Origin of the sequence: Aeromonas sp. 600948 (genome assembly GCF_049174875.1) — a bacterium.
Taxonomy (GTDB): domain Bacteria; phylum Pseudomonadota; class Gammaproteobacteria; order Enterobacterales; family Aeromonadaceae; genus Aeromonas; species Aeromonas veronii_A.
On sequence record NZ_JAAKTY010000029.1, the window covers coordinates 16,227 to 35,825 of the forward strand.

The 19,599-nt window shown below is 59.4% G+C and carries 18 protein-coding genes; 6 read left to right on the top strand and 12 right to left on the bottom strand.

From position 1 onward, the window contains the following. Positions 1 to 20 precede the first annotated feature (20 nt). A complete protein-coding gene (pdsA, locus tag G5182_RS18575) occupies positions 21 to 632 on the bottom strand; it encodes a periplasmic diheme shuttle PdsA (RefSeq protein ID WP_216953317.1) in 612 nt (203 codons plus the stop codon). Positions 633 to 878: 246 nt separating this feature from the next. Here pdsA and G5182_RS18580 point away from each other — a divergent pair, with 246 nt between their 5' ends. The 3 genes from G5182_RS18580 to G5182_RS18590 are packed head-to-tail and all read left to right on the top strand — an operon-like array spanning position 879 to position 5,990. Continuing rightward, a complete protein-coding gene (locus G5182_RS18580; protein ID WP_421254631.1) occupies positions 879 to 2,963 on the top strand; it encodes an OmcA/MtrC family decaheme c-type cytochrome in 2,085 nt (694 codons plus the stop codon). A 55-nt stretch (positions 2,964 to 3,018) separates the two neighbouring features. Then, positions 3,019 to 3,993 carry a DmsE family decaheme c-type cytochrome gene (locus tag G5182_RS18585; protein ID WP_227342431.1) on the top strand — a complete coding sequence of 325 codons (975 nt, stop codon included), beginning with the start codon at positions 3,019 to 3,021 and terminating at the stop codon, positions 3,991 to 3,993. 11 nt (positions 3,994 to 4,004) lie between these two features. Continuing rightward, complete coding sequence (locus G5182_RS18590; RefSeq protein WP_216978494.1) at positions 4,005 to 5,990, top strand: MtrB/PioB family decaheme-associated outer membrane protein; 1,986 nt, start codon at positions 4,005 to 4,007, stop codon at positions 5,988 to 5,990. Positions 5,991 to 6,381: 391 nt separating this feature from the next. Here the strand turns inward: G5182_RS18590 and G5182_RS18595 are convergent, their stop codons facing one another. The 8 genes from G5182_RS18595 to G5182_RS18630 form a co-directional block, all read right to left on the bottom strand. Then, the gene (locus tag G5182_RS18595) at positions 6,382 to 7,137 is read right to left on the bottom strand and encodes a substrate-binding periplasmic protein (protein WP_216953321.1); all 756 of its coding nucleotides are present in this window, start codon (positions 7,135 to 7,137) and stop codon (positions 6,382 to 6,384) included. A gap of 127 nt (positions 7,138 to 7,264) precedes the next feature. Then, on the bottom strand, positions 7,265 to 8,020 hold the full coding sequence (locus tag G5182_RS18600; protein WP_216953322.1) for a substrate-binding periplasmic protein: 756 nt from the start codon (positions 8,018 to 8,020) through the stop codon (positions 7,265 to 7,267). A 120-nt stretch (positions 8,021 to 8,140) separates the two neighbouring features. Beyond that, positions 8,141 to 8,887: a substrate-binding periplasmic protein gene (locus G5182_RS18605; RefSeq protein ID WP_216953323.1), complete on the bottom strand. Its 747-nt coding sequence runs from the start codon at positions 8,885 to 8,887 to the stop codon at positions 8,141 to 8,143. Positions 8,888 to 8,958: 71 nt separating this feature from the next. Further along, complete coding sequence (locus G5182_RS18610; RefSeq protein ID WP_421254632.1) at positions 8,959 to 9,477, bottom strand: GDYXXLXY domain-containing protein; 519 nt, start codon at positions 9,475 to 9,477, stop codon at positions 8,959 to 8,961. Further along, positions 9,474 to 10,478, bottom strand: coding sequence for a DUF4401 domain-containing protein (locus G5182_RS18615; protein ID WP_421254633.1), 1,005 nt, complete (start codon positions 10,476 to 10,478; stop codon positions 9,474 to 9,476). The genes G5182_RS18610 and G5182_RS18615 overlap by 4 nt, the downstream gene beginning before the upstream one ends. Next, complete coding sequence (locus tag G5182_RS18620) at positions 10,471 to 11,409, bottom strand: DUF2157 domain-containing protein (RefSeq protein ID WP_227342435.1); 939 nt, start codon at positions 11,407 to 11,409, stop codon at positions 10,471 to 10,473. Before G5182_RS18620 ends, G5182_RS18615 begins: the two co-directional genes overlap by 8 nt. A gap of 164 nt (positions 11,410 to 11,573) precedes the next feature. After that, a complete protein-coding gene (locus G5182_RS18625) occupies positions 11,574 to 12,131 on the bottom strand; it encodes a TMEM165/GDT1 family protein (protein ID WP_005337386.1) in 558 nt (185 codons plus the stop codon). Between the two features lie 259 nt (positions 12,132 to 12,390). Next, a complete protein-coding gene (locus G5182_RS18630; protein ID WP_139428489.1) occupies positions 12,391 to 12,720 on the bottom strand; it encodes a translation initiation factor in 330 nt (109 codons plus the stop codon). A 119-nt stretch (positions 12,721 to 12,839) separates the two neighbouring features. Between G5182_RS18630 and G5182_RS18635 the strand changes: the two genes are divergently transcribed. The 3 genes from G5182_RS18635 (at position 12,840) to G5182_RS18645 (ending at position 15,702) form a co-directional block, all read left to right on the top strand. Next, a complete protein-coding gene (locus tag G5182_RS18635) occupies positions 12,840 to 13,067 on the top strand; it encodes a FeoA family protein (RefSeq protein ID WP_005337384.1) in 228 nt (75 codons plus the stop codon). Between the two features lie 128 nt (positions 13,068 to 13,195). After that, positions 13,196 to 15,466 carry a Fe(2+) transporter permease subunit FeoB gene (gene feoB / locus G5182_RS18640; protein ID WP_421254634.1) on the top strand — a complete coding sequence of 757 codons (2,271 nt, stop codon included), beginning with the start codon at positions 13,196 to 13,198 and terminating at the stop codon, positions 15,464 to 15,466. Then, positions 15,463 to 15,702, top strand: coding sequence for a FeoC-like transcriptional regulator (locus G5182_RS18645; RefSeq protein WP_005350974.1), 240 nt, complete (start codon positions 15,463 to 15,465; stop codon positions 15,700 to 15,702). Before feoB ends, G5182_RS18645 begins: the two co-directional genes overlap by 4 nt. 94 nt (positions 15,703 to 15,796) lie before the next feature. Here the strand turns inward: G5182_RS18645 and G5182_RS18650 are convergent, their stop codons facing one another. The 3 genes from G5182_RS18650 to G5182_RS18660 form a co-directional block, all read right to left on the bottom strand. After that, positions 15,797 to 16,447: a DUF2913 family protein gene (locus tag G5182_RS18650; RefSeq protein ID WP_421254635.1), complete on the bottom strand. Its 651-nt coding sequence runs from the start codon at positions 16,445 to 16,447 to the stop codon at positions 15,797 to 15,799. Between the two features lie 98 nt (positions 16,448 to 16,545). Then, positions 16,546 to 17,841: a DEAD/DEAH box helicase gene (locus G5182_RS18655; protein ID WP_421254636.1), complete on the bottom strand. Its 1,296-nt coding sequence runs from the start codon at positions 17,839 to 17,841 to the stop codon at positions 16,546 to 16,548. 342 nt (positions 17,842 to 18,183) lie between these two features. Next, complete coding sequence (locus G5182_RS18660; protein ID WP_021229438.1) at positions 18,184 to 19,599, bottom strand: FAD-dependent oxidoreductase; 1,416 nt, start codon at positions 19,597 to 19,599, stop codon at positions 18,184 to 18,186.

The window sequence follows — 19,599 nt, forward strand, 5'->3', positions numbered from 1 at the left end:
GATAAACCTGACCGCTTTGGTTATTGCTGGCTGGCGTAGTACTCGGCCAACGCCTGGAGATCGGCATCACTCATGGCAATGATGGCGTTATTCATCTTCTCGTCATTGCTGCGCTTGCCGGCCTTGAACTCTTGCAGGGCCATCAGTATGTAACCTTTTGGCTGACCGGAGAGGATGGAGGCTTCATCGTCGGCAACGGAGCCACCTTCGGAGTGACACTTCTTGCAACCAGACTCTTCATGCAGTTTTTGTCCTGCTTTGGCCAGTGCGGCATCGAACGGCTGCTTCATCGGCTGGTAGGGCAGTTCGGCATAGTAAGCTGCCAATTCGTCGATCTGATCGTCGCTAAGACCCTTAACAATGTCGGTCATGTTTCCCTGTTTGCTGGTGTCACCGGTGACATGATTAACGGTCTTAGCAGGGCGGCCATCTAGGTAGCTTCGCATCTGCTCCGCAAGATTAGATTCTGCTATTCCGGCGATTGTCGGAATATCTGTATGTGAGCTGATCCCCTGATTACCGTGACATGCGTTACATGTTTTGGCCATCTCGTCGACCCCGGCAAAGGCTGGCCCAATTGAACCAATCAACAGAGATAACCCCACCACTTCCCATTTCATGCTTCGCTTCATTTTGCACTCCCTTTGACATAAAAATCGAAAAAGACAGCTTATACCGTTTTTTTATTCGAAAAAGTGGGCTCAGTCCCGCTTTTGAGACTTCTGTCAACGTCGAGAGCCACATAAACCTTATAATTTGGGTGGAAATGGTTTTTGACCAAGGTGGGGCTCAAAAGGCTTCAATGTTGCATGTTTTTGGGACTTTTCTGAGACAGCTCATACATGAAATAAAAAATCCGATAAAAAAGGATAAACAAGATGAAATACTGGAAAGCGCTGGTGGCAGCTGCAATGGTGCTCACCCTCTCGGCCTGTGGTGGCGGGGGGGATGGCAGTGATAAGAGTGAGCCACCCACCCCTCCTCCAGGAACCCCTGGATCTCTGATTATCTCGGCGTCGACACCGGTTCTCACCCCGGATGGTCAGCTCTCGGTACAGTTCAACGTGACGGACAAACAGGGCTCGGGTTACGACCTGGGCGCTACGATCCCCTCATTCACCCTCAACAAGATGATCCCCGGCCGCGATGCCACACGTGAAGACCCGGCCATCTGGAAGAGTTTTATCTACCGTTCCGGCAAAGCCACCAGTGAAAACAGCGGCAAGCTGGAGTCACTGGGCAATGGGCAATATCGCTACACCTTTGCTATTAACCCCACCACAGTGCCGGATCCCTATCCTGCTGATTCACAGAGCAACAATGGCGTGATTAGTTGGGATGAAACGGCGACTCATCGTGTGGGTATCTTTTTTGGTGGCAGTAACAATGTCCCCGTCACCAACTATGTGCTGGACTGGGTGCCGGCTGGGACGCGCGCCGCTTTGACCCGGGATATCGTGGATCAGAGCAGTTGTAACAGTTGTCACATGAAGCAAGCGATCAAACACGCGGATCGCGCTGACCCCAAACTCTGTGTCACCTGTCACAACGAGAGCAATCCGGCCATTGCTACCCGCCGCTCTCTGACGACCATAGTGCACAAGTACCATGGCAATCTGGATAGTACGGATACCAAGACGGTCAGCCACTTCCCGCAAGACTCGCGCAACTGCGATACCTGTCACAAGGACGCCACGCCAGCCACCCTCAATGCCGGTAACTGGCAACATGCCCAGGAAAAAGCGTGTGGTGCCTGTCATGCCGATTCAACCAGCTCCACAGGTTTTGATGCTCACATCACTGGCAAGATAAACAGTGGCGCAGTCTGCACCCAGTGCCATGGCGCTGATCCGGCCAGCAGCAAGTCCCCCTACATGGTCCACCTGGGTTACATGGCCAACGAGGCGATTGGACGCGACAAGCTGCAGTTCACGTTCGATGACGTTCGCTATGCCGCTCCCAATATCGAGATCGAACTGACCGTCACCGTCGACGGTACGCCGGCCGAGAGCGTTAATGACGTGCTGAAATATGTCAAAGATGGCAATCCGGCCATTCTGGTCAATTGGGATCAGGGCCAGGGATTCGAGCTGGCCACCACCAATCCGCAGACCTTCGTCTCTGGCAACAAGATCGAGTTCAGCAAGTGTGTCAGCCAGGGCACAGGCCGCTTCCTGTGCAGCAAAGAGACGGGCAACGAGGTCAACGGCACCCTGGCTGCGACCATCGCTGACTTGAGAGTCTGTGTGGCGCGTAAAGCCGATCGCAACGGGGCGTTTGCCGCAGGGGATCTGCTGCCTTGCAGCAGTACTGCCAGCGCACTCTCCCTGATCGCCATCAATCCGGTCAGCGCCTACTTCCGTGCCGAAGGGGGCATCGACAGCAGCTATCTGCTCAAGGCCGGTGCGGATCTCGCTTCCTGCAACAGTTGTCACAAGGATCTGGCAGTCCACATGAGCAATCATGCGGCCAAGGATATGAGCCAGTGCACCAGTTGCCACAACGCGACCCGTACCTCGTTCTATGCGGGGGTGCCGGGGGACCTGAAATATCACGTCCACTCCTTCCACGCGCTGGGCGCCAAACATGGGGGAAGTGCTACCTTCCCGGGCGATATCAGCAACTGCGAGTCCTGTCATACCCAGGGGCAATACAACCTGCCCAACCAGCAGAACGCGCGCCCCTCTCTGGTCGCCACCACGGCTGACAACAAACAGCCCAAATACTTCAGCCCGGTGCTGGTGGTCTGCTCCAGCTGCCACCTCAAATCACCGCTGGGGTTGGTCAAGCCGGATAGCCCGGTGGCAGGGGATGAGTGGGTTACCCACATGAAGAATAACGGCGCCGTCTTTGGTGCAGAGACGATCGAAGCCGCAACCGGTGTTGAACAGTGTGCCTCTTGCCATGCCGTCGGGCAGGAGCAGGGGGTCGACAAGGTTCACAAGGTCTACGACTTCCGTTGATGAAATCCTGCGGTCAGGGGGTAACCCCTGGCCCTTCGCCGTTGAAGGAAACAAGATGAAAAAGACCATCACGCAGTGGTTATTGGCTGGCATGCTGGCCCTGAGCTGCCTGTCAGCCTGGGCCAAGAGCGATGCCGCGCAACCCGCTGGCGATGCAGATCCGCGACTCCAGATTGAATCGGCTCTGGACAAGAAATTTGACCAGGGAAAATACTCCCCGAAGGGAGCTGATACCTGCCTCAAGTGCCACGATTCAGATTCACGCAAACCCGCGACCGGCATATTCCACAGTGTGCACGGCAATCTGGGCAACCAGAATGGCCCCATGGCCGACCGGCAGTGTGAAGCTTGTCATGGTCCGGCAGGCAACCACACGCGCAATCCTCGCAAAGGAGAGAAACGGGAGCCGATGATCACCTTTGGTCCCGATTCACCTGTGCCGGTCGAGAAGCAGAACAGTGTCTGTCTCTCCTGTCATACCGATACCAACCGGATGGGCTGGCATGCCAGTGTTCATGCGGTCGAGGATCTCTCCTGTACCAGCTGCCACACATTGCACCAGGCCAAGGATCCGGTGATGGACAGCAAGAAACAGGTCGAGACCTGCACCAGCTGCCATGCCGCAGAGAAATCGGATCTGCACAAGCGCACCAGTCATCCCATCCTGAATGGCGAAATGCCCTGCTCCAGCTGCCACAACCCGCATCAGTCACAAAATGAGGCCAGCCTGAAACAGCCAACCGTCAACGAGAGCTGTTACGAGTGCCATGCCGAGAAGCGGGGCCCCTTCCTGTGGGAGCACGAACCGGTGACCGAGGATTGCTCTCTATGCCACAGCCCCCACGGTTCCATCAATCAGGCGCTGCTCAACAAGCGCGTGCCCCAGTTGTGTCAGGAGTGTCACAGCGCCCCCCATGCCAACGTGTCCATCCCCGAGGGGGATCTCAAGGTGCGCGGCGGCAGTTGCCTGAACTGTCATAACCAGATCCACGGGACCAACCATCCGAATGGGCAGTCCCTGCGACGTTGAGGAGAGAAGTCATGAAACATTCAACACTTTGGCTCTCCTTGCTGACCATCTTCTCGGCCCATGCCACCGAGGAGCCGCTGGCTGTCGAGGATTACTCTCTGCAATCGGCCAGGGAGGCCAAAACCGCGCGCTGGCGCTGCGCATCCTGTGAAAGCGAGAGTGGCTGGTTTGGTGAGGTGGGGCTGGGGACAGGCTACATCAACGATGATGGCGCGACCCGTTTTCGCAACTGGGTGCCCGCCGCCAACGATACCGGCATGCAGGGGATCTTTAACGCTGACCTGCAGTATCGGGGAGAGGGATCCCGTTATGGCGCACTCGAGGCCAGGGATCTTGGAATGCGCCGTTTCAGCATGTCACTGGAGCAAGGGTTCTATGATGGCGCGCGCGCCAAAATTGGCTACTCCGAAACCCCCTTTTACTGGAACAGCCATGGCAAGAGTGTCTATCGCTCTGACGATGCGCCTATGGCGGCTGGTGCGCTGGCCGAATTTGACAAGGAGGTGGTCCGCAAGAAGCTGACTATGGGGCTTGCCTATACCCCCAAGAGCCCATGGCGCCCTTATGCCGATTTCTCTTATGAGAAAAAAGAGGCAACGCTGGCCACTTATCAGTCCAGCATCCCGGGGATAGGCAGCATGCCGGGCTTTGTACCCAAGCTGGTCGATGGCAGCAGTACCACCCTGGTCAAGAGTGGCATCAGCTACCTGGGTGAAGGCTGGCTGGTTGATCTGGCCTACAACGGCTCACTCTATCGCAACGAGGAGACCGCATTCTATTTCGGTTCGGCCAGCGACCCCTATGCCAATGAGCGGGCTTACGAACCCGACAACAGCTTCCATCAGGTCAGTTTATCCGGCCAGTACAACTGGAACCGGCAGAGTCTGAGCGGTCGCATTCTCAGCAGCCGAACAACGTCGGATGGCAATCTAGCCGCCTTCCGGCAGGTGCCGATCACCCAGAGCGATTTCCACGGTGAGATCGATACCATCCAGACCAATGCCAAATGGGTGGGGCGTTTTGGCCGGGATTTGACTCTGCGGGCCGGGGGCGAATACCGGGATCGGCAGGACAACTCGGACAAGCAGGTTGTTATTGGCAAACAACGGCAGCCGGGGGATCGTTCTCACAGTAAAGCCAATCTGGAAGCGGATTACCGCCTGAGTCGATCGGTCAAGGTAACCGGGGGTTACCAGTATCGTGCCGATGAACGGGAGTACGCGGATCGTCGCAAGACGGATGAGCAGACATTGTTCCTCAAGAGTCGCTATCGCCCGGTGGGTGATCTGCAACTGGGGGGGAAACTCTCCTGGAGCACCCGGGATGGCTCTGAGTGGAAGAATAACAATACCAATGTCAGCCCGACCTTGCGTCAGTTCTATCTGGCCAATCGTGACAGGTTCGAGCTGCGTGGCGATCTGCAGTATGCCTTCAGCGAGCAGTTAAGCTCCTCGCTGGAAGGGTGGTGGGCACGGGCAAACTATCCGGAGCCTGACATCGGACTCAGTGAAGGGGAGGATTACGGTATCGATCTGACCCTTAACCAGCAGTTTGATGAGAATCTCAGTGGCCATCTCTTCAGCAATGTACAGTGGATCACCTCAAGCCAGAACCATGCTTACACCGGTGCCCCGGACTGGGATCCCTATTCGACCCGGGTTCGTGACCAAATCACTACTCTGGGAGTGGGTCTAAGCCAGAAGAAGGCGTTTGATTTGGCGCTGGAACTGGGGGTGGATTACAGCTTCTCCTATGGCCGTGGCCAGACAGATGCCAGCAAGGGTTATGACTACCCCGACCTGACCAGCAAGCAACACCGTCTGGAAGGCTATGCCCTCTATCAGCTCGACGAGAAGCAGTCACTGCGCTGGGATATGCGCTACGAGTTCTACCACGATGTGGACTACCTCTACACCGGTGAGGAGTACAGCATGGGTCATGTTAACCAGAACTATAACGGTTACTTCACCGCTATCTCCTGGCTCTACAAGTTCTAACGCCGCAAGTGCCACAAGGGGAGCCTGGCTCCCCTTTTTCATGCCCGGCACAGACACCCGAATGCGGATAGCAATTGATGCCTGGATGCCGCGAGGCATGTTGCTATCTAATTGATTTTCTATATTTCAGATCTTCCCAGCAGCTGGGTTGCGTGGCGGCACTGCGACGTTAGGCCGCTGATCTTGTGTGGCGCCGAACGGGCCGATCGGTTGATGGTGGGCGACAAGTGGCGGGTGTGAATGGCGCCGTCGTGGGGCTCGATATCGAACAGCTTATCGCCCTTCACAAGGTGGCTGCTGCTGTGCTGGTACGTGGCCAGGTGAGAGCAAACGGTAAAAAGCGAAGGGGTCCGCAGCGGGCCCCTTGTTGTTGGCGCTTTTCGCTGCGCCGCTATTTGGCGGCGGGGGCAGGGAAGTATTTGCTGTGCAGCAGCGGGTATTCACTGCTCGCCAGCACCTGGGTCAAGCCGGTCTGGAACTCTTTGACCAGTTCGTCGCTTACCGGATGGCTGAAGGCGAAGCAGAACTGCTCCGAGCTAAGTACCCACTGCTCCTTGAAGCGGGCGGGGTCGAGTTTTTGCTCCACGATCAGCTGTTCCATGGTGGTTTTGTTGGTGGAGACCAGATCGATCCGACCTGAGGTGAGCATCTTCAGCGCTTGTGCCAGCCGATTGGCTGCCATCAGCTTGGTCTCGTCAAAGCCGTTGTTGAGTAGCAACTGTTCTCCCACATCAGCCCGTACCGCCCCGATATTGAATGCTTTGGCATCATCGAGCTTGGTGATAGTGATATTGCGCTCGGCCAACCCTACCAGCACGATTTCGGCGTAACCAATGGGACAGGCCCATTTGAACAGAGGATCCCGCGCCTGGGTGCGGGCGGTGGAGAAGAGTACCGCATTGGGCTTTTGGGTCAGCAGGTAGTAACCGCGCGCCCAAGGCATGATGGTGATGGGCTGCGCCGGGGTATTGGTCTTTTTCCATACCAGTTGCAGCAGTTCGACCGCGAGGCCGGTGGGGGCGCCACTTGCATCGGCGTAGTTGTAGGGTTTGTACTCTTCGGTAATGTAGTGAAGCTTGGCCAGCTCGGGGCTGGCGTTGGCAAAGGAGGTAACAAGCAGTGTGGCCAACCCGATCCATGGTTTCATTTCTCTATCCTGCTCAAGGGAATACCTATGCTCAATTGTGACCAAGCCGGATGATTTCGCCAAGGCGGGTTTGCAGTTTGGCAAAAAGTGCAGGAGGCCGCCGGCATGTTGTGCTGTGTTGCGAGGGTCAGAGAGACTGGCGCAGTGGCAGGTATTTGGCTTGCAGTTGCGAAAATTGAGGGGAGGCCCGGGCACGATCCAGAGCTTGTTGAAAGCGGCTTATATCCCTGTCTGGCACCTGACGGCTAAAGGCATAGCAGAGTGGCTTGCTGTCGAGCACAAAGGCCACATTGAAGTCATTCAGATCCATGTTGAGATCCTTGAGGGTTTGATAGCCGACCAGCTTGTTGGTAGCAAAGAGATGGGTACGGCCCGAGGCGAGCATTTTGGCCGCCTGGCTGAGACGGTTTGCCTCGACAAGGTTGCTTTCATCCAGACCCCGCTCCTGCAACAGCTGACTCGATACGGTCGAGCGCACCACCGCAATCTTGTATTGTTTCATTTGTTCGGCAGAGACAAGGGTCAGCTTGTCAGCTGCGCGGCCAAGAAGCACAAAGTCCGAGTTGTCGATGGGGCAGGCCCACTTGAAAAGCGCTTCCCGTTCGGGTGTCCGTGCGGTGGCAAACAGCACCACATTGTGCTTGCTGCTTAGTTCTTTGTAGCCGCGGGCCCACGGCAGAATGCGTATTGGTTGGGGGGAAAGGTCACTATATTGCCAGATCATCTGCAGCAGTTCGACGGCAAGGCCGGTGGGCTGACCCTCTGCGTCACTGAAGTTAAAAGGCGGGGAGATTTCGGTGCAGTATTCGAGCTTGTCCAGATCTGCACGGGCAAAGCTGGCCCACAGAAGGAGTAGGATGTGGGAGAGATGCCATTTCCGCATGGAAGAGATCCTTCACTATATCGACAATGCCAAACAGTGTGACGGCTCGAGTTCGCAATAGCCAGCTCCTTGAGGGCAACCATAGTGCGACTGAGGGACCATCCCAGCCGCAGCCGAGAGTCAGCGCACCGGCAGGTATTTGGCCTGCAATTTGCGAAACTCCTCCGAGGCGAGGGCGCGGGTCAGGCCCTGCTGAAAGAGGGTGATCTCGCTGTCAGGCACCTGACGGCTGAAGGCGTAGCAGAGCTGCTCGGCGCTCAGCACCATGGCCACGTTGAAGTCGTCGCTGCTCAGCTTCAGTTCGCGGATGGCGTCATATCCCGCCAGCTTGCTGGTGGCGAGCAGGTCGGCGCGGCCGGAGAGCAGCATCTTCAACCCCTGCGACAGGCGGTTGGCCGGGATGATGTTGTTGTCATCCATGCCGTTGTTGAGCAGCAGCTGTTCGGCTGCATCCGAGCGCACCGCGCTGATCTTGTATTGGCTCATCTGATCGAAGGCGGTCAGGGTGATGTTCCGCGCTTTGCGGCCCAGCAGTATGTATTCCGAGTAGCCGATGGGGCAGACCCACTTGAAGAGATCCTCCCGCGCCTGGGTGCGGGCGGTGGAGAAGAGCACCACGTTGGGCTTCTGGGTTAGCAAGTAATAACCTCGCGCCCAGGGCAGGATGCGCACCGGCTGGGGCGTCACGCCGCTGTGTTGCCAGATCATCTGCAGCAGATCGACCGCAAGCCCGGTGGGCTGGCCTTGCGGATCGCTGTAGTTGTAGGGGGGGTACTCTTCGGTGAGGTACTCGAGCTTGCCCAGATCAGCCCGGGCCGTCGAGGCCCAGCAGAGCAGCAACAGATGACAGATCAGCCATATCCTCATTGGGAACATCCTTAGCGATCAACCTTCCCTTGAGTGTGACCATGAACAGAGTAAATAGCCACTCACGGCCGTTACCAGCGGGCGCGGGTCTGCCCGATGGGCTGGTAGGCCTCATCCCGCAGCCCCACCAGCAGGGTCTTGCCATCGGCTTGCAGCCGGAACTCGCCGTAGCGGGCCGTTTCGTACTGCTCCCCCGTGCCCTCTTCAAAGAAGTAGGCATCGGGGCCGATCTGCCACTGCCGCTCGCTCTGGTGTACCTGCAATAGCCGCTCATCGCTGGCGAGCCGATCCGGTTTGCCATCGACCACCAGAGTGGCTACCTGATGGGCATCGAGGCGGATCACCAGGGTGTCGCTGCCCTTGTCTTGAGTCGCACGGGCGTCGCGGCTGGTCAGCTCGCGGGCAATTTCATAGTTGAGCCGCATGTAATCCCCCTGCATCATAGAGCGGGGATCGACCGGAGCGAGCCGCAGCAGCACCACTTCGCCGCTGCTCATGGCGTGCTCATAGCGCCAGACGGTGGCATTGATGCCTGCCAGGATGGCGAGGCCGCTCAGCAACAGGGCGAGTTGTCGGGTGACGGGTTTCATGAGTCGCTCCTTGCCGCAAAGGTGGTGAGCAGCTGGCGGGCCACCAGCAGCAGGATGCCGGAGCCCAGCAGCAGCCAGGATTTGGTCATCAGGGTGAGCCCCAGGTCGTAGTAATAGAGGGAGCCATAGCCGAGCAGCAGCAGGGCAGAGAGGGTCATCAGCCCCAGGCTGCCGGCATAAAACCCGAGGATCAGCACCAGTGCGCCTGCCCCCATGCCGGGGATGATGGCACTGATCAGCACCAGTGGCAGGCCAAACAGCAGGGGGAGCTTGAGTTTCACCATCACCGCCAGCAGCAGGGCGGCGCAGATCAGGGGATTGAGCCAGAGCGGCAGGCGGGACAGCCCCAGTTCGTCCAGCACGCTGCTGCCGCCATCCCACAGCGGGTGGTGCAGGCGGCCCAGCACCAGCAGGGAGAGGGCGAGCCCCAGCGTGATGGAGTGGTAGAGTTGGTGACGGGCGGGATCCCTATCTGCCCGCAGCCAGCAGAAGGTGATGGCCGCCATCACCAGCGGCAGCGCCAGCAGTTGCAGCCCGAGGCAGACGAGGCCAAGGGTGAGCAGCAGGGCCGCCGCCACGCTGTGAAACAGCCGCACCAGCCAGTGATCGAACAGCACGGCGATGGCAAGGGAGAGCAGGCACAACCCAAACCAGAGCAGGGCATGATGGAGATCAAGCTGATCGAGCAGGCCATAGAGCAGCCAGGCATCGGCCGCCAGGGTGAGGGCCAGCACGAACTGATCCCAGAGATCGCCGCTTTGGCTGCGATTGAGGGCGTAGGCCCCCGCCAGCAGCACGGCCCCGAGCAGCAGGGCGCTGTTGGCCTCGCGGGTCAGCTGTTCGAAGGTGAGAAATAGGAAAAAGAGCAGGAACAGGGCGGCAATCCACCCCACCAGCCCCAGCAGAAAGCGGCTCGACCAGTGGGGCTGGGTATCACTGGGCTGATCCCCTTCCACCAGATTGGCCTGTTGCAGTGCTTGCCAAAGGGTCAGATCACTCATGAGACCTCCGTTGTTGTTGCAGCCAGCGGGCGGCGGTGACAGAAAGGCCGATGGCAATCAGGCTCAGCAGCAAGAAGCCGTTGATGTCGGGCTCCATCCACTTGCCCAGCGCCGCGAGGATGACGGCAATCAGGCTGAGGCACCCCATGGCGAGTCCGGCGATAAATCTGTGGTGCCACAGGGCATAGGCCGCAGCGAGCCAGCCAAGCCAGAGCGGCCACACCAGCGGGGAGGCGACATCAAACAGCGCCAGCAGGGTGAGCAGGGTGGCCCCCAGACCGGCAGCAAGGCCCGCCAGCCAGCTTGGCATCAGGCGCCAGCGGTTTGGCGCCAGCAGAAGCAGAGCCCAGAGGGCGGCGTTGAGCAGGGTAAGGCACCAGCCCAATCCCTCTTCATCGAAGGTAAAGAAGAACGTGAACAAACCGAGCCGCCAGTAGAGCACCAGCGCCAGCTGGCCGAGCAGCCAGCTTAAGGTCCAGAGCAGGGGACTTTGGCCAAATGCCGCCAGCGGCACCAGCATCAGCGCCCAGGTGGCGAACAGTTGCCAGGGATCGGCGCCGGTCTGGTAGGTTTGACCCACCAGCGCCAGCAGGGCACCGATATTGAGGGCGATGGCGAGCAGCAGCGCCTGACGGGGGGTATCCCCAAGGGGTTTGCGCCACAGCAGAAGCAGCATGGCGAGCAGCGGCGCCTCCAGCAGGGCGAGGCGGGAGACCCGGCCCAACTCCTGCCAGTTGAAGGCAACGAAGAAGATGAGGCCAGCCCCGATGCAGAGGGCGCCGAGCCAGAGCAGCAGCCGGTCAAACAGCCACTGCCAGCGCGCCGGATGGGGGGGAAGATCGGCGAGGGTCAGGGCGTCCGCCAGCTTCTCTGGCGCCAGCCGTCCCTGTTTGACCCATTCGAGAAGCGTCTCTCTTGATACGTTGTGCATGGGGGGACTCCACGAGGTTTGCCCCATTATGGCATGAGGTCCCCGCAACCGTGCACTGCCCCTTGGCTGTAGGGCAGGTGGTTGCGACAGCGGGTTACGCACTAGACAAAGCAGCAAACAAAAAAGCCCTCCGAGGTGGAGGGCTTGGTCAGCGGAAAAGGCGATCAGGCAAAGATCAGGGTGCTCACCCCGAGGCCGACGAAGAGGATGGCGCAGGCGATGCGGATCCCCTTGAGCGGCAGCTTGTCTGCCCCCAGCTTGCCGATCAGCACCACCGGCACGTTGGCCAGCATCATGCCGAGGGTGGTGCCGGTAATGACCTGTACCAGCGAATCATATTTGGCGGCCAGCAGCACGGTGGCGATCTGGGTCTTGTCGCCAATCTCGGCGATGAAGAAGAGCACGAAGGTGGCCATAAAGGGGCCGTATTTATCCAGCGAGCTCTCCTCGTCATCCATCTTGTCCGGCACCAAAATCCAGATAGCCATGGCGATAAAGGCGATGGCGACCAGCCAGGTCATTATCTTGGGATCGAGCCAGCGGCTGATGAACTCACCAATCCAGGCGGCGCCCGCATGGTTGAGCAAGGTAGCCGCCAGCATGCCGGCGATGATGGGCCAGGGCTTGCGAAAACGGCAGATGAGCAGCAACGCCAACAGCTGGGTTTTATCGCCGATCTCGGCAATAGCGACGCTGAGGGTTGAGGTTAACAAGGCTTCCATAAAAATGACCGGGGGACGGAATTGTTATAAACCAAAGACAAGCCTGCGCCATCCGTCCCCGGTATTGGCACTGGCCCGTCAAAGGTCTTGTCAAATCCATGGCTGGCATGGATCACCCTGACCATGGTGATTTGGCACCAAGTATGTTGATCAGGGTCGCAAACCGGTATTCATGCAATGGATGGCACCGGCGTGCGAGACTACTCCCCCTCGATGGGAGCGGGCATTCTAGGGAAAAACCGCATGAGTGACAAGGGGATCAGCCACCCACCAGCTTGACGCTGAAACCGGCTTTCTCCAGCTCGGTTTTGATCAGGTCCCGTTTATCCCCCTGGATCTCGATCACTCCCTCCTTGATACCGCCTCCGGTGCCGCACTTTTTCTTGAGCAGGGTGGCCAGGGATTTTTGCTGATCGGCGGGTACGCCATGAATGGTGATCACCCCGGCGCCCTTGCGCCCTTTGGTCTCGCGGCGAATGCGCACGGTGCCGTCAGTGGGGAAGGGGGAGGCGGATTGGGGAGCGCTCTGCTCCTTGATCATGCCGCCATCTGTGCTGTAAACGAGGCGGCTGTTGTTGTCGTGATTCATGGCATTACTTTATGGGTTAGCTAAGCGGAGTTTGATTTTACTCAAATAAAAGTTGAAGACACAGCTTATAATGCCCCAAGTAAAAGAGAATTATTATTGTTTAACTTCAGGAGTCAGTCATGGTACTCACGCAGTTGTCACCGGGACAGAGTGCTCGCATCAAGAATATGAATCAGCTCGCCCGGCCGCTGCGCCGCAAACTGATGGTGATGGGCCTGTTGCCCCAGACTGAAGTCATTTATCTGCGCTCCGCCCCCCTGGGGGACCCGCTCCAGATCCAGTGCCAGGGGATCTGTCTCTCCATGCAAAAGAGTCTGGCCCAGCAAATAGAAGTCGAGCCGGTATAACCCCCTGTTCGGCTACCGCTTCAGTCAAGAAAGTCACCGGGAGCGGTTCAGAGACAAGAAGTCGAACCTGCAAAGCAGCTTGCCACTCGCACGCGGCGGGTTCAGAAGAAAATAGAGGTAGAGCTGGTATGAATTATTCCCTGGTAACGGTAGGTAACCCCAATAGCGGCAAGACCTCCCTGTTCAACGCCCTGACCGGCGCCCGCCAGCAGGTAGGCAACTGGAGTGGCGTCACCGTCGACAAGAAGATGGGTGAGTTCAGCGCGGGTGAGCATCACTTCAAGCTGATGGATCTGCCCGGCATCTATAGCCTGGCGGGTCAGGATGGCAGTCTGGACGAGCAGATCGCCAGCCGCTTTGCCCAGGGCCAACAACCCGACCTGCTGCTCAACGTCATCGACGCCGCCAATCTGGAGCGCTCCCTCTACCTCACGCTGCAACTGCGCGAACTGGGCCTGCCCATGGTGGTGGTGCTCAACAAGCTGGATATCCTGCAAAAGCGCCGCATCGTCATCGACGATAGCAAGCTCGGCAAATCCCTCGGTTGCCCTGTAGTGGCCCTCTCTGCCCACAACAGCAAGCAGGTTACCGCCTTCAAGCAGCAGATCCGGCAGTTTATCGGTCAGCCGCAAGCAGCCTTGCAACTCGATTACGGCCAAGAGCTTGAAACCGATCTGGCGGAGCTGGAGACCCTGCTCGCCCCGCATCACCTCACTACCCGTGGCCGCGCCCTGCGCCTGCTGGAAGAGGATGCGGTGATGCAGGAGACCCTGCTGCCCGGTCAGCAGGCGGCCGCCGCCAATGTGGTAGCTCGCGCTCATCAAGGGCAGGATATCGACCTGCAACTGGCAGATATCCGCTACGGCCATATCCACCAGTGGGTACAACAGGCTCGTCAGCAGAAGGGCAAGCTCACCGAGGCCCAGAGCGAGTGGCTGGATCGGGTGCTGCTCAATCGCTGGATTGGCATCCCCTTCTTCCTGTTTGTCATGTACCTGATGTTCCTGTTTGCCATCAACGTCGGCAGCGCCTTTATCGACTTCTTCGACATCATGGGCGGCGCCCTGTTTGTCGATGGGGTGCACCACCTGCTGGGGCTGGTCAATGCCCCCGAGTGGCTGGGCGCCATTCTGGCAGACGGCTTCGGCGTTGGTTTGCAGACCGTGGCCACCTTTATTCCGGTGATTGGCTGCCTCTATCTCTTCCTCGCGGTGCTGGAGAGCTCCGGCTATCTGGCCCGTGCCGCCTTCGTGGTGGATGCCCTGATGCGCCGCCTCGGCCTGCCGGGCAAGGCGTTCGTGCCGATGCTGATGGGCTTTGGTTGTACCGTCCCCTCGGTGATGGCGACCCGTACCCTCAACTCCGAGCGGGAGCGGCTGATGACCTCCGCTATGGCCCCCTTCATGTCGTGCGGTGCACGTCTGCCGGTTTACGCCCTGTTTGCGGTGGCTTTCTTCCCCGAGTCTGGCCAGAACCTGGTGTTCGGCCTCTACCTCATCGGCATTCTGGTGGCGGTGCTCACCGGCCTGTTGCTGCGCAGCACCCTGCTGCCGGGCAAGAGCGACTCCATGCTGATGGAGATGCCGGATTACGAGTGGCCGCGTCCGGTCAACGTTGCCATCAAGACCTGGCAAAAGCTCAAATCCTTCGTCTTTGGCGCCGGTAAAACCATCGTGCTGGTGGTTGCCGTGCTGAGCGTGCTCAATTCCCTGGGTACCGATGGCAGCTTTGGCCATCAGGAGCAGGAGAGCTCGGTACTGAGCAAGATTAGCCAGGCCGTCACGCCGGTGCTGCACCCCATCGGTGTGCGCGATGACAACTGGCAAGCCACGGTCGGTATTGTCACTGGTATCTTCGCCAAAGAGGCGGTGGTCGGTACCCTCAACAGCCTCTACGCCGGTGGTGGCGATGCAGAGGAGGCGAGCGAGTTCTCGCTGGTGGCTAGTTTCCACGAGGCGATCGATGCCGTGGCGGCCAATCTGGCGGAGATCAACCCGAGCGACCCCATGGGGCTTGATGTTGGCAACCTCGACGACCAGAAAGCTGCCGCCGAAGCGCAGGAGGTCGATGTTTCCACCTACGGTAATATGCAGACCCACTTCGACGGGGCGGCCGGTGCCTTTGCCTACCTCTTGTTCGTGCTGCTCTACATGCCCTGCGCCGCAGCCATGGGCGCGCTGGTGCGGGAAACCGGTCGCCAGTGGGCGCTGATGACGGCGGTATGGTGCAACTATATGGCCTTTATGTGCGCCACCCTCTTCTATCAGGTGGCGACCTTCGCCGCTCACCCGGAGCAGAGCCTGTTCTGGATCGTCAGCTATGGCCTCTCTCTGGTACTGCTCTGGTGGGCCGGTCGCCGTCACGGTGACATCGTTGCCCGCAAGGTGGTGACCTTATGATCCTGCGCGAGCTGGGGGATTACCTCGCCGCGCAGCAGAAGGTGAGCCGGCGTGATCTGGCTCGCCACTTCCACACCTCGGAAGATGCGGTGGAGGCCATGCTCGGCGTCTGGATGCGCAAGGGGCGGGTCATCAAGCGTGAAAGCCGGGTCTGTGGTGGCAGTTGCTGCGGCAAGAGCGAAGAGGTGATGTTCGAGTGGTGTGACGCGGGCCAGATTGGCATCAAGATCCGCTAAACGACTACCCAACCTCATCATCAAACATCGAACAATAAAAAACGGCAGATCCTGCTCAAGGGTCTGCCGTTTTTATTGCTGAAGACAGGCGGGATCAGGCGCCTTGGCGAGCCTCGCTCAGCAGTGCCAGCGCCGGTTGGGCGTTGTCCGGCATCAGCCGGTAGGCCTTGTGGTGCTTGACCAGGGTGGTCTTCTTGTTGCCCTGGCTCAGCAGCAGGCCGTGCTTGAAGGCCGCCTCGGCCAGCACCTTCTCGTCACCGCGCACATAGAGGGTGAGGGGTTTGACAAGCTCACCGTCCTCGATATGGCCTTCATATTCGCTATGGCTTACCACCAGACTCGCCTGACCGCCCGATTGCAGGCGCAGCTTGGCGTTCACCTCGCTCTCGGTCAGCACCAGCCAGCCTGCCGCCGTCAGATCCTCCAGCAGGGCCGCCAGCTTGGCTCCCAATTGCTGCGGATTGGTCATGGCGTACTGGTATTGGAAGGCGATGCGCTCCAGCAATCCCTTGAGATCGGCGCCCGCACCCAGCGTGCGGCCAAGCTGCACCCAAGCTTTCAAATCTTCCATCACCAGACGGGAGAAGCGCTTCTCCTTGAGGGAGTCGGCCATCCAGGTGCAGAGAAAGTGGCTCTCTTGCGCCGGAGTGCGCTTGCCCGCCTTTTGCTCGGCGGTGCGGGCCAGTTCGGCCAGGCTCTGGGTGGCCATCTCGAGCAGGGCCTGATTGTAGGTCGGAGAGGTCATAAGCAATCCTTGAGTTGACCACCAGGGGTCAACACCGATGACAGAGATGGCAAAGGCGCCAGTGGCGCCTTTGCGGTTCAATAGAGCAACTGTCCGCCTTATTTCGGCTGGCGGGGCTTCTTGGCGGCGGCCAGACGCTTGAGGCGCTGACCCTGCAGCTTGGCTTCGGCCATCACCTGGGCCACGGCGTTATCTTCACGCTGCGGACGCTTGCCGAAGCGGCGACGCTCCTGCAGCTGTTTGATCAGCTCGTCACGGCTGCTCACCTCATAGCCCGGTACCATGATGCGGCGGATCTTCTGGCCGATCAGGGCCTCGATCTCCAGCAGGGTACGCTCCTCTTCACGGCTGACGAAGGAGATGGCCATGCCGCGCTTGCCGGCACGACCGGTACGGCCGATGCGGTGCACGTAATCTTCCGCCAGGAACGGCAGATCATAGTTGACCACGTACTCCAGATCCGGAATGTCCAGACCACGGGCTGCCACCTCGGTGGCGACCAGTACCCGTATCTTGCCTTCCATGAATTCGCGCAGGGCGCGGCGACGGTTGCCCTGGGCCTTCTCGCCATGGACAACGGCGGACTTGATGCCGTCGAGGTTCAGCTCCTCGACCAGCACATCACAGCTCTCGCGGGTACTGGCGAACACCAGCACCTGCTGCCAGTTCTGCTTGCCAATCAGCTCGGAGAGCAGCTCGCGCTTGCGCTTCTGCTCGACCGGATAGACGGTGTGGCTGACGGTGTCGGCGGTGGAGTTCTGCTTGTTGACGCTGACGATCTGCGGTCTGTCCAGCATCAGGTTGGCCAGCTTCTTCACCGCGTCGGAGAAGGTGGCGGAGAAGAGCAGGTTTTGACGGGTCTTGTTGACCGCTTGCAGGATCTTCTGCACATCGGCACTGAAGCCCATGTCGAGGATGCGATCTGCTTCATCCATCACCAGACACTCGACGCCAGAGAGGCTGAGGTTGCAGGCGGTGAGGTGCTCCAGCAGACGGCCCGGGGTGGCCACAATGATGTGTGCGCCCGCTTTGAGCTTCTTGGCCTGCACGTCCTGCTTGCCACCGCCGACGAGGGTGATGGTGGTGATATCGAGATACTTGGCGAAGTCATTGATGTTGCTCGCCACCTGAGCCGCCAGCTCGCGGGTCGGGGTCAGGATCAGCACCCGGGCGTTGGAAGGCTGGACCGGCGCCGGATTGTCTACCAGACGCTGCAAGATGGGCAGGGCGAAGGCGGCGGTCTTGCCGGTACCGGTCTGGGCGCTGGCCAGCACATCGCGGCCACGGCGAATGGCCGGGATCGCCTGTTGCTGCACAGGGGTCATCTCCTGATAACCGCAATCTGAGACAGCACGCAAAATCTCGGGGGCAAAATCGAACGATTCAAATCTCATAATGGGTTCCTGTGTTCCAGCTGGGCTGTGTTTGGCTTGGTTAGCTCGGCATGAGCGAGACGGAGGTTGTAACCACCGACGGCTGCGCCTGACATCAAGTCAGAGAGTGAGCCGGAAAATGGCGGGCGCGAAGTGTAACAGATAGACGTCACAAATTCTGCCTCAAATGGTTGGAGTTTTTCCCGTGGCAGTTGCCCAGTGTAGGAGCCATCGCAAGGCACTGCATCTAGTTATCTTCACGGCTGCCAGGAGCGTATGAGCGGTTGGTGAGCGCGCATAGAAAATCAGCCCCGCATTGGCGGGGCTGACTGTTAGGGAACATCACGGCTGTGGCCGGTCAGATCAGACCGCCAGATAGTCCATGATCCCTTCGGCCGCTTTGCGCCCTTCGTAGATGGCGGTCACCACCAGATCGGAGCCACGCACCGCGTCGCCACCGGCAAACACCTTGGGATTGCTGGTCTGGAAGGCGTATTCCGCCTGCTCGCGGGCCTTGATGCGATCCCGGTTGTCGAGCTCGATGCCGAACTCCGCCATCCAGGGCTGGGGGTTGGGCTGGAAGCCAAACGCCATCACCACCGCATCGGCGGCCAACACCTGCTCTGAGCCCTCGATAACCACCGGATTGCGGCGGCCATTGGCATCGGGTTCACCCAGCTCGGTGCTCACCACCTTGATGCCGACGGTGCGACCGTTGGCATCCAGCTCGACCGCCACCGGTTGCAGGTTGAACATGAATTCAACCCCCTCCTCGCGGGCGTTTTTCACCTCCCGCTTGGAGCCCGGCATGTTCTCCTCGTCGCGGCGATAGGCGCAGATCACCTTGGCGGCCCCCTGACGGATGGCGGTACGCACGCAGTCCATGGCGGTATCGCCACCGCCCAGCACCACCACCTGCTTGCCGGCGAAGTCGATGTAGTCGGCTTGCGCCTTCTCGAAGCCCAGCAGCCGGTTGGCGTTGGCGATGAGGTAGGGCAGGGCGTCATAGACGCCCGGCGCCTCTTCGTTGGCAAAGCCGCCCTTCATGTACTTGTAGGTGCCGACCCCGAGGAAGACCGCATCGAACTCGCCGAGCAGGTCGGCGAAGGTGATGTCCTTGCCCACTTCGGTCTCGAGACGAAACTCTACACCCATCCCCTGGAAGATCTCGCGGCGACGCTGCATCACCTCTTTTTCCAGCTTGAAGGAGGGGATGCCGAAGGTGAGCAGGCCGCCGATCTCCGGATACTTGTCAAACACCACAGGGGTGACGCCGTTGCGTGCCAGCACGTCGGCACAGGCGAGACCCGCAGGGCCGGCACCGATGACGGCGACCCGCTTGCCGGTTTTGACCACGTTCGAGAGATCGGGCTTCCAGCCCATCTCGAACGCCTTGTCGGTGATGTACTTTTCGATATTGCCGATGGTCACCGCGCCGAAGCGATCGTTGAGGGTGCAGGAGCCCTCGCAGAGGCGATCCTGCGGGCAGACCCGACCGCACACTTCCGGCAGGCTGTTTGTCTGGTGGGAGAGCTCCACCGCCTCCAGAATGCGCCCCTCTTTGGCCAGTTTCAGCCAGTTGGGGATGTAGTTGTGGACCGGGCACTTCCACTCGCAGTAGGGGTTGCCGCACTCGAGGCAGCGATCCGCCTGCATCTGTACCTGCGGCTGATTGAAGGACTCGTAGATCTCCACAAACTGGATTTTGCGGATCTTGAGCGGCTTCTTGGGCGGGTCGACCCGCTGGACATCGATAAACTGAAATACGTTCTGGCTCAT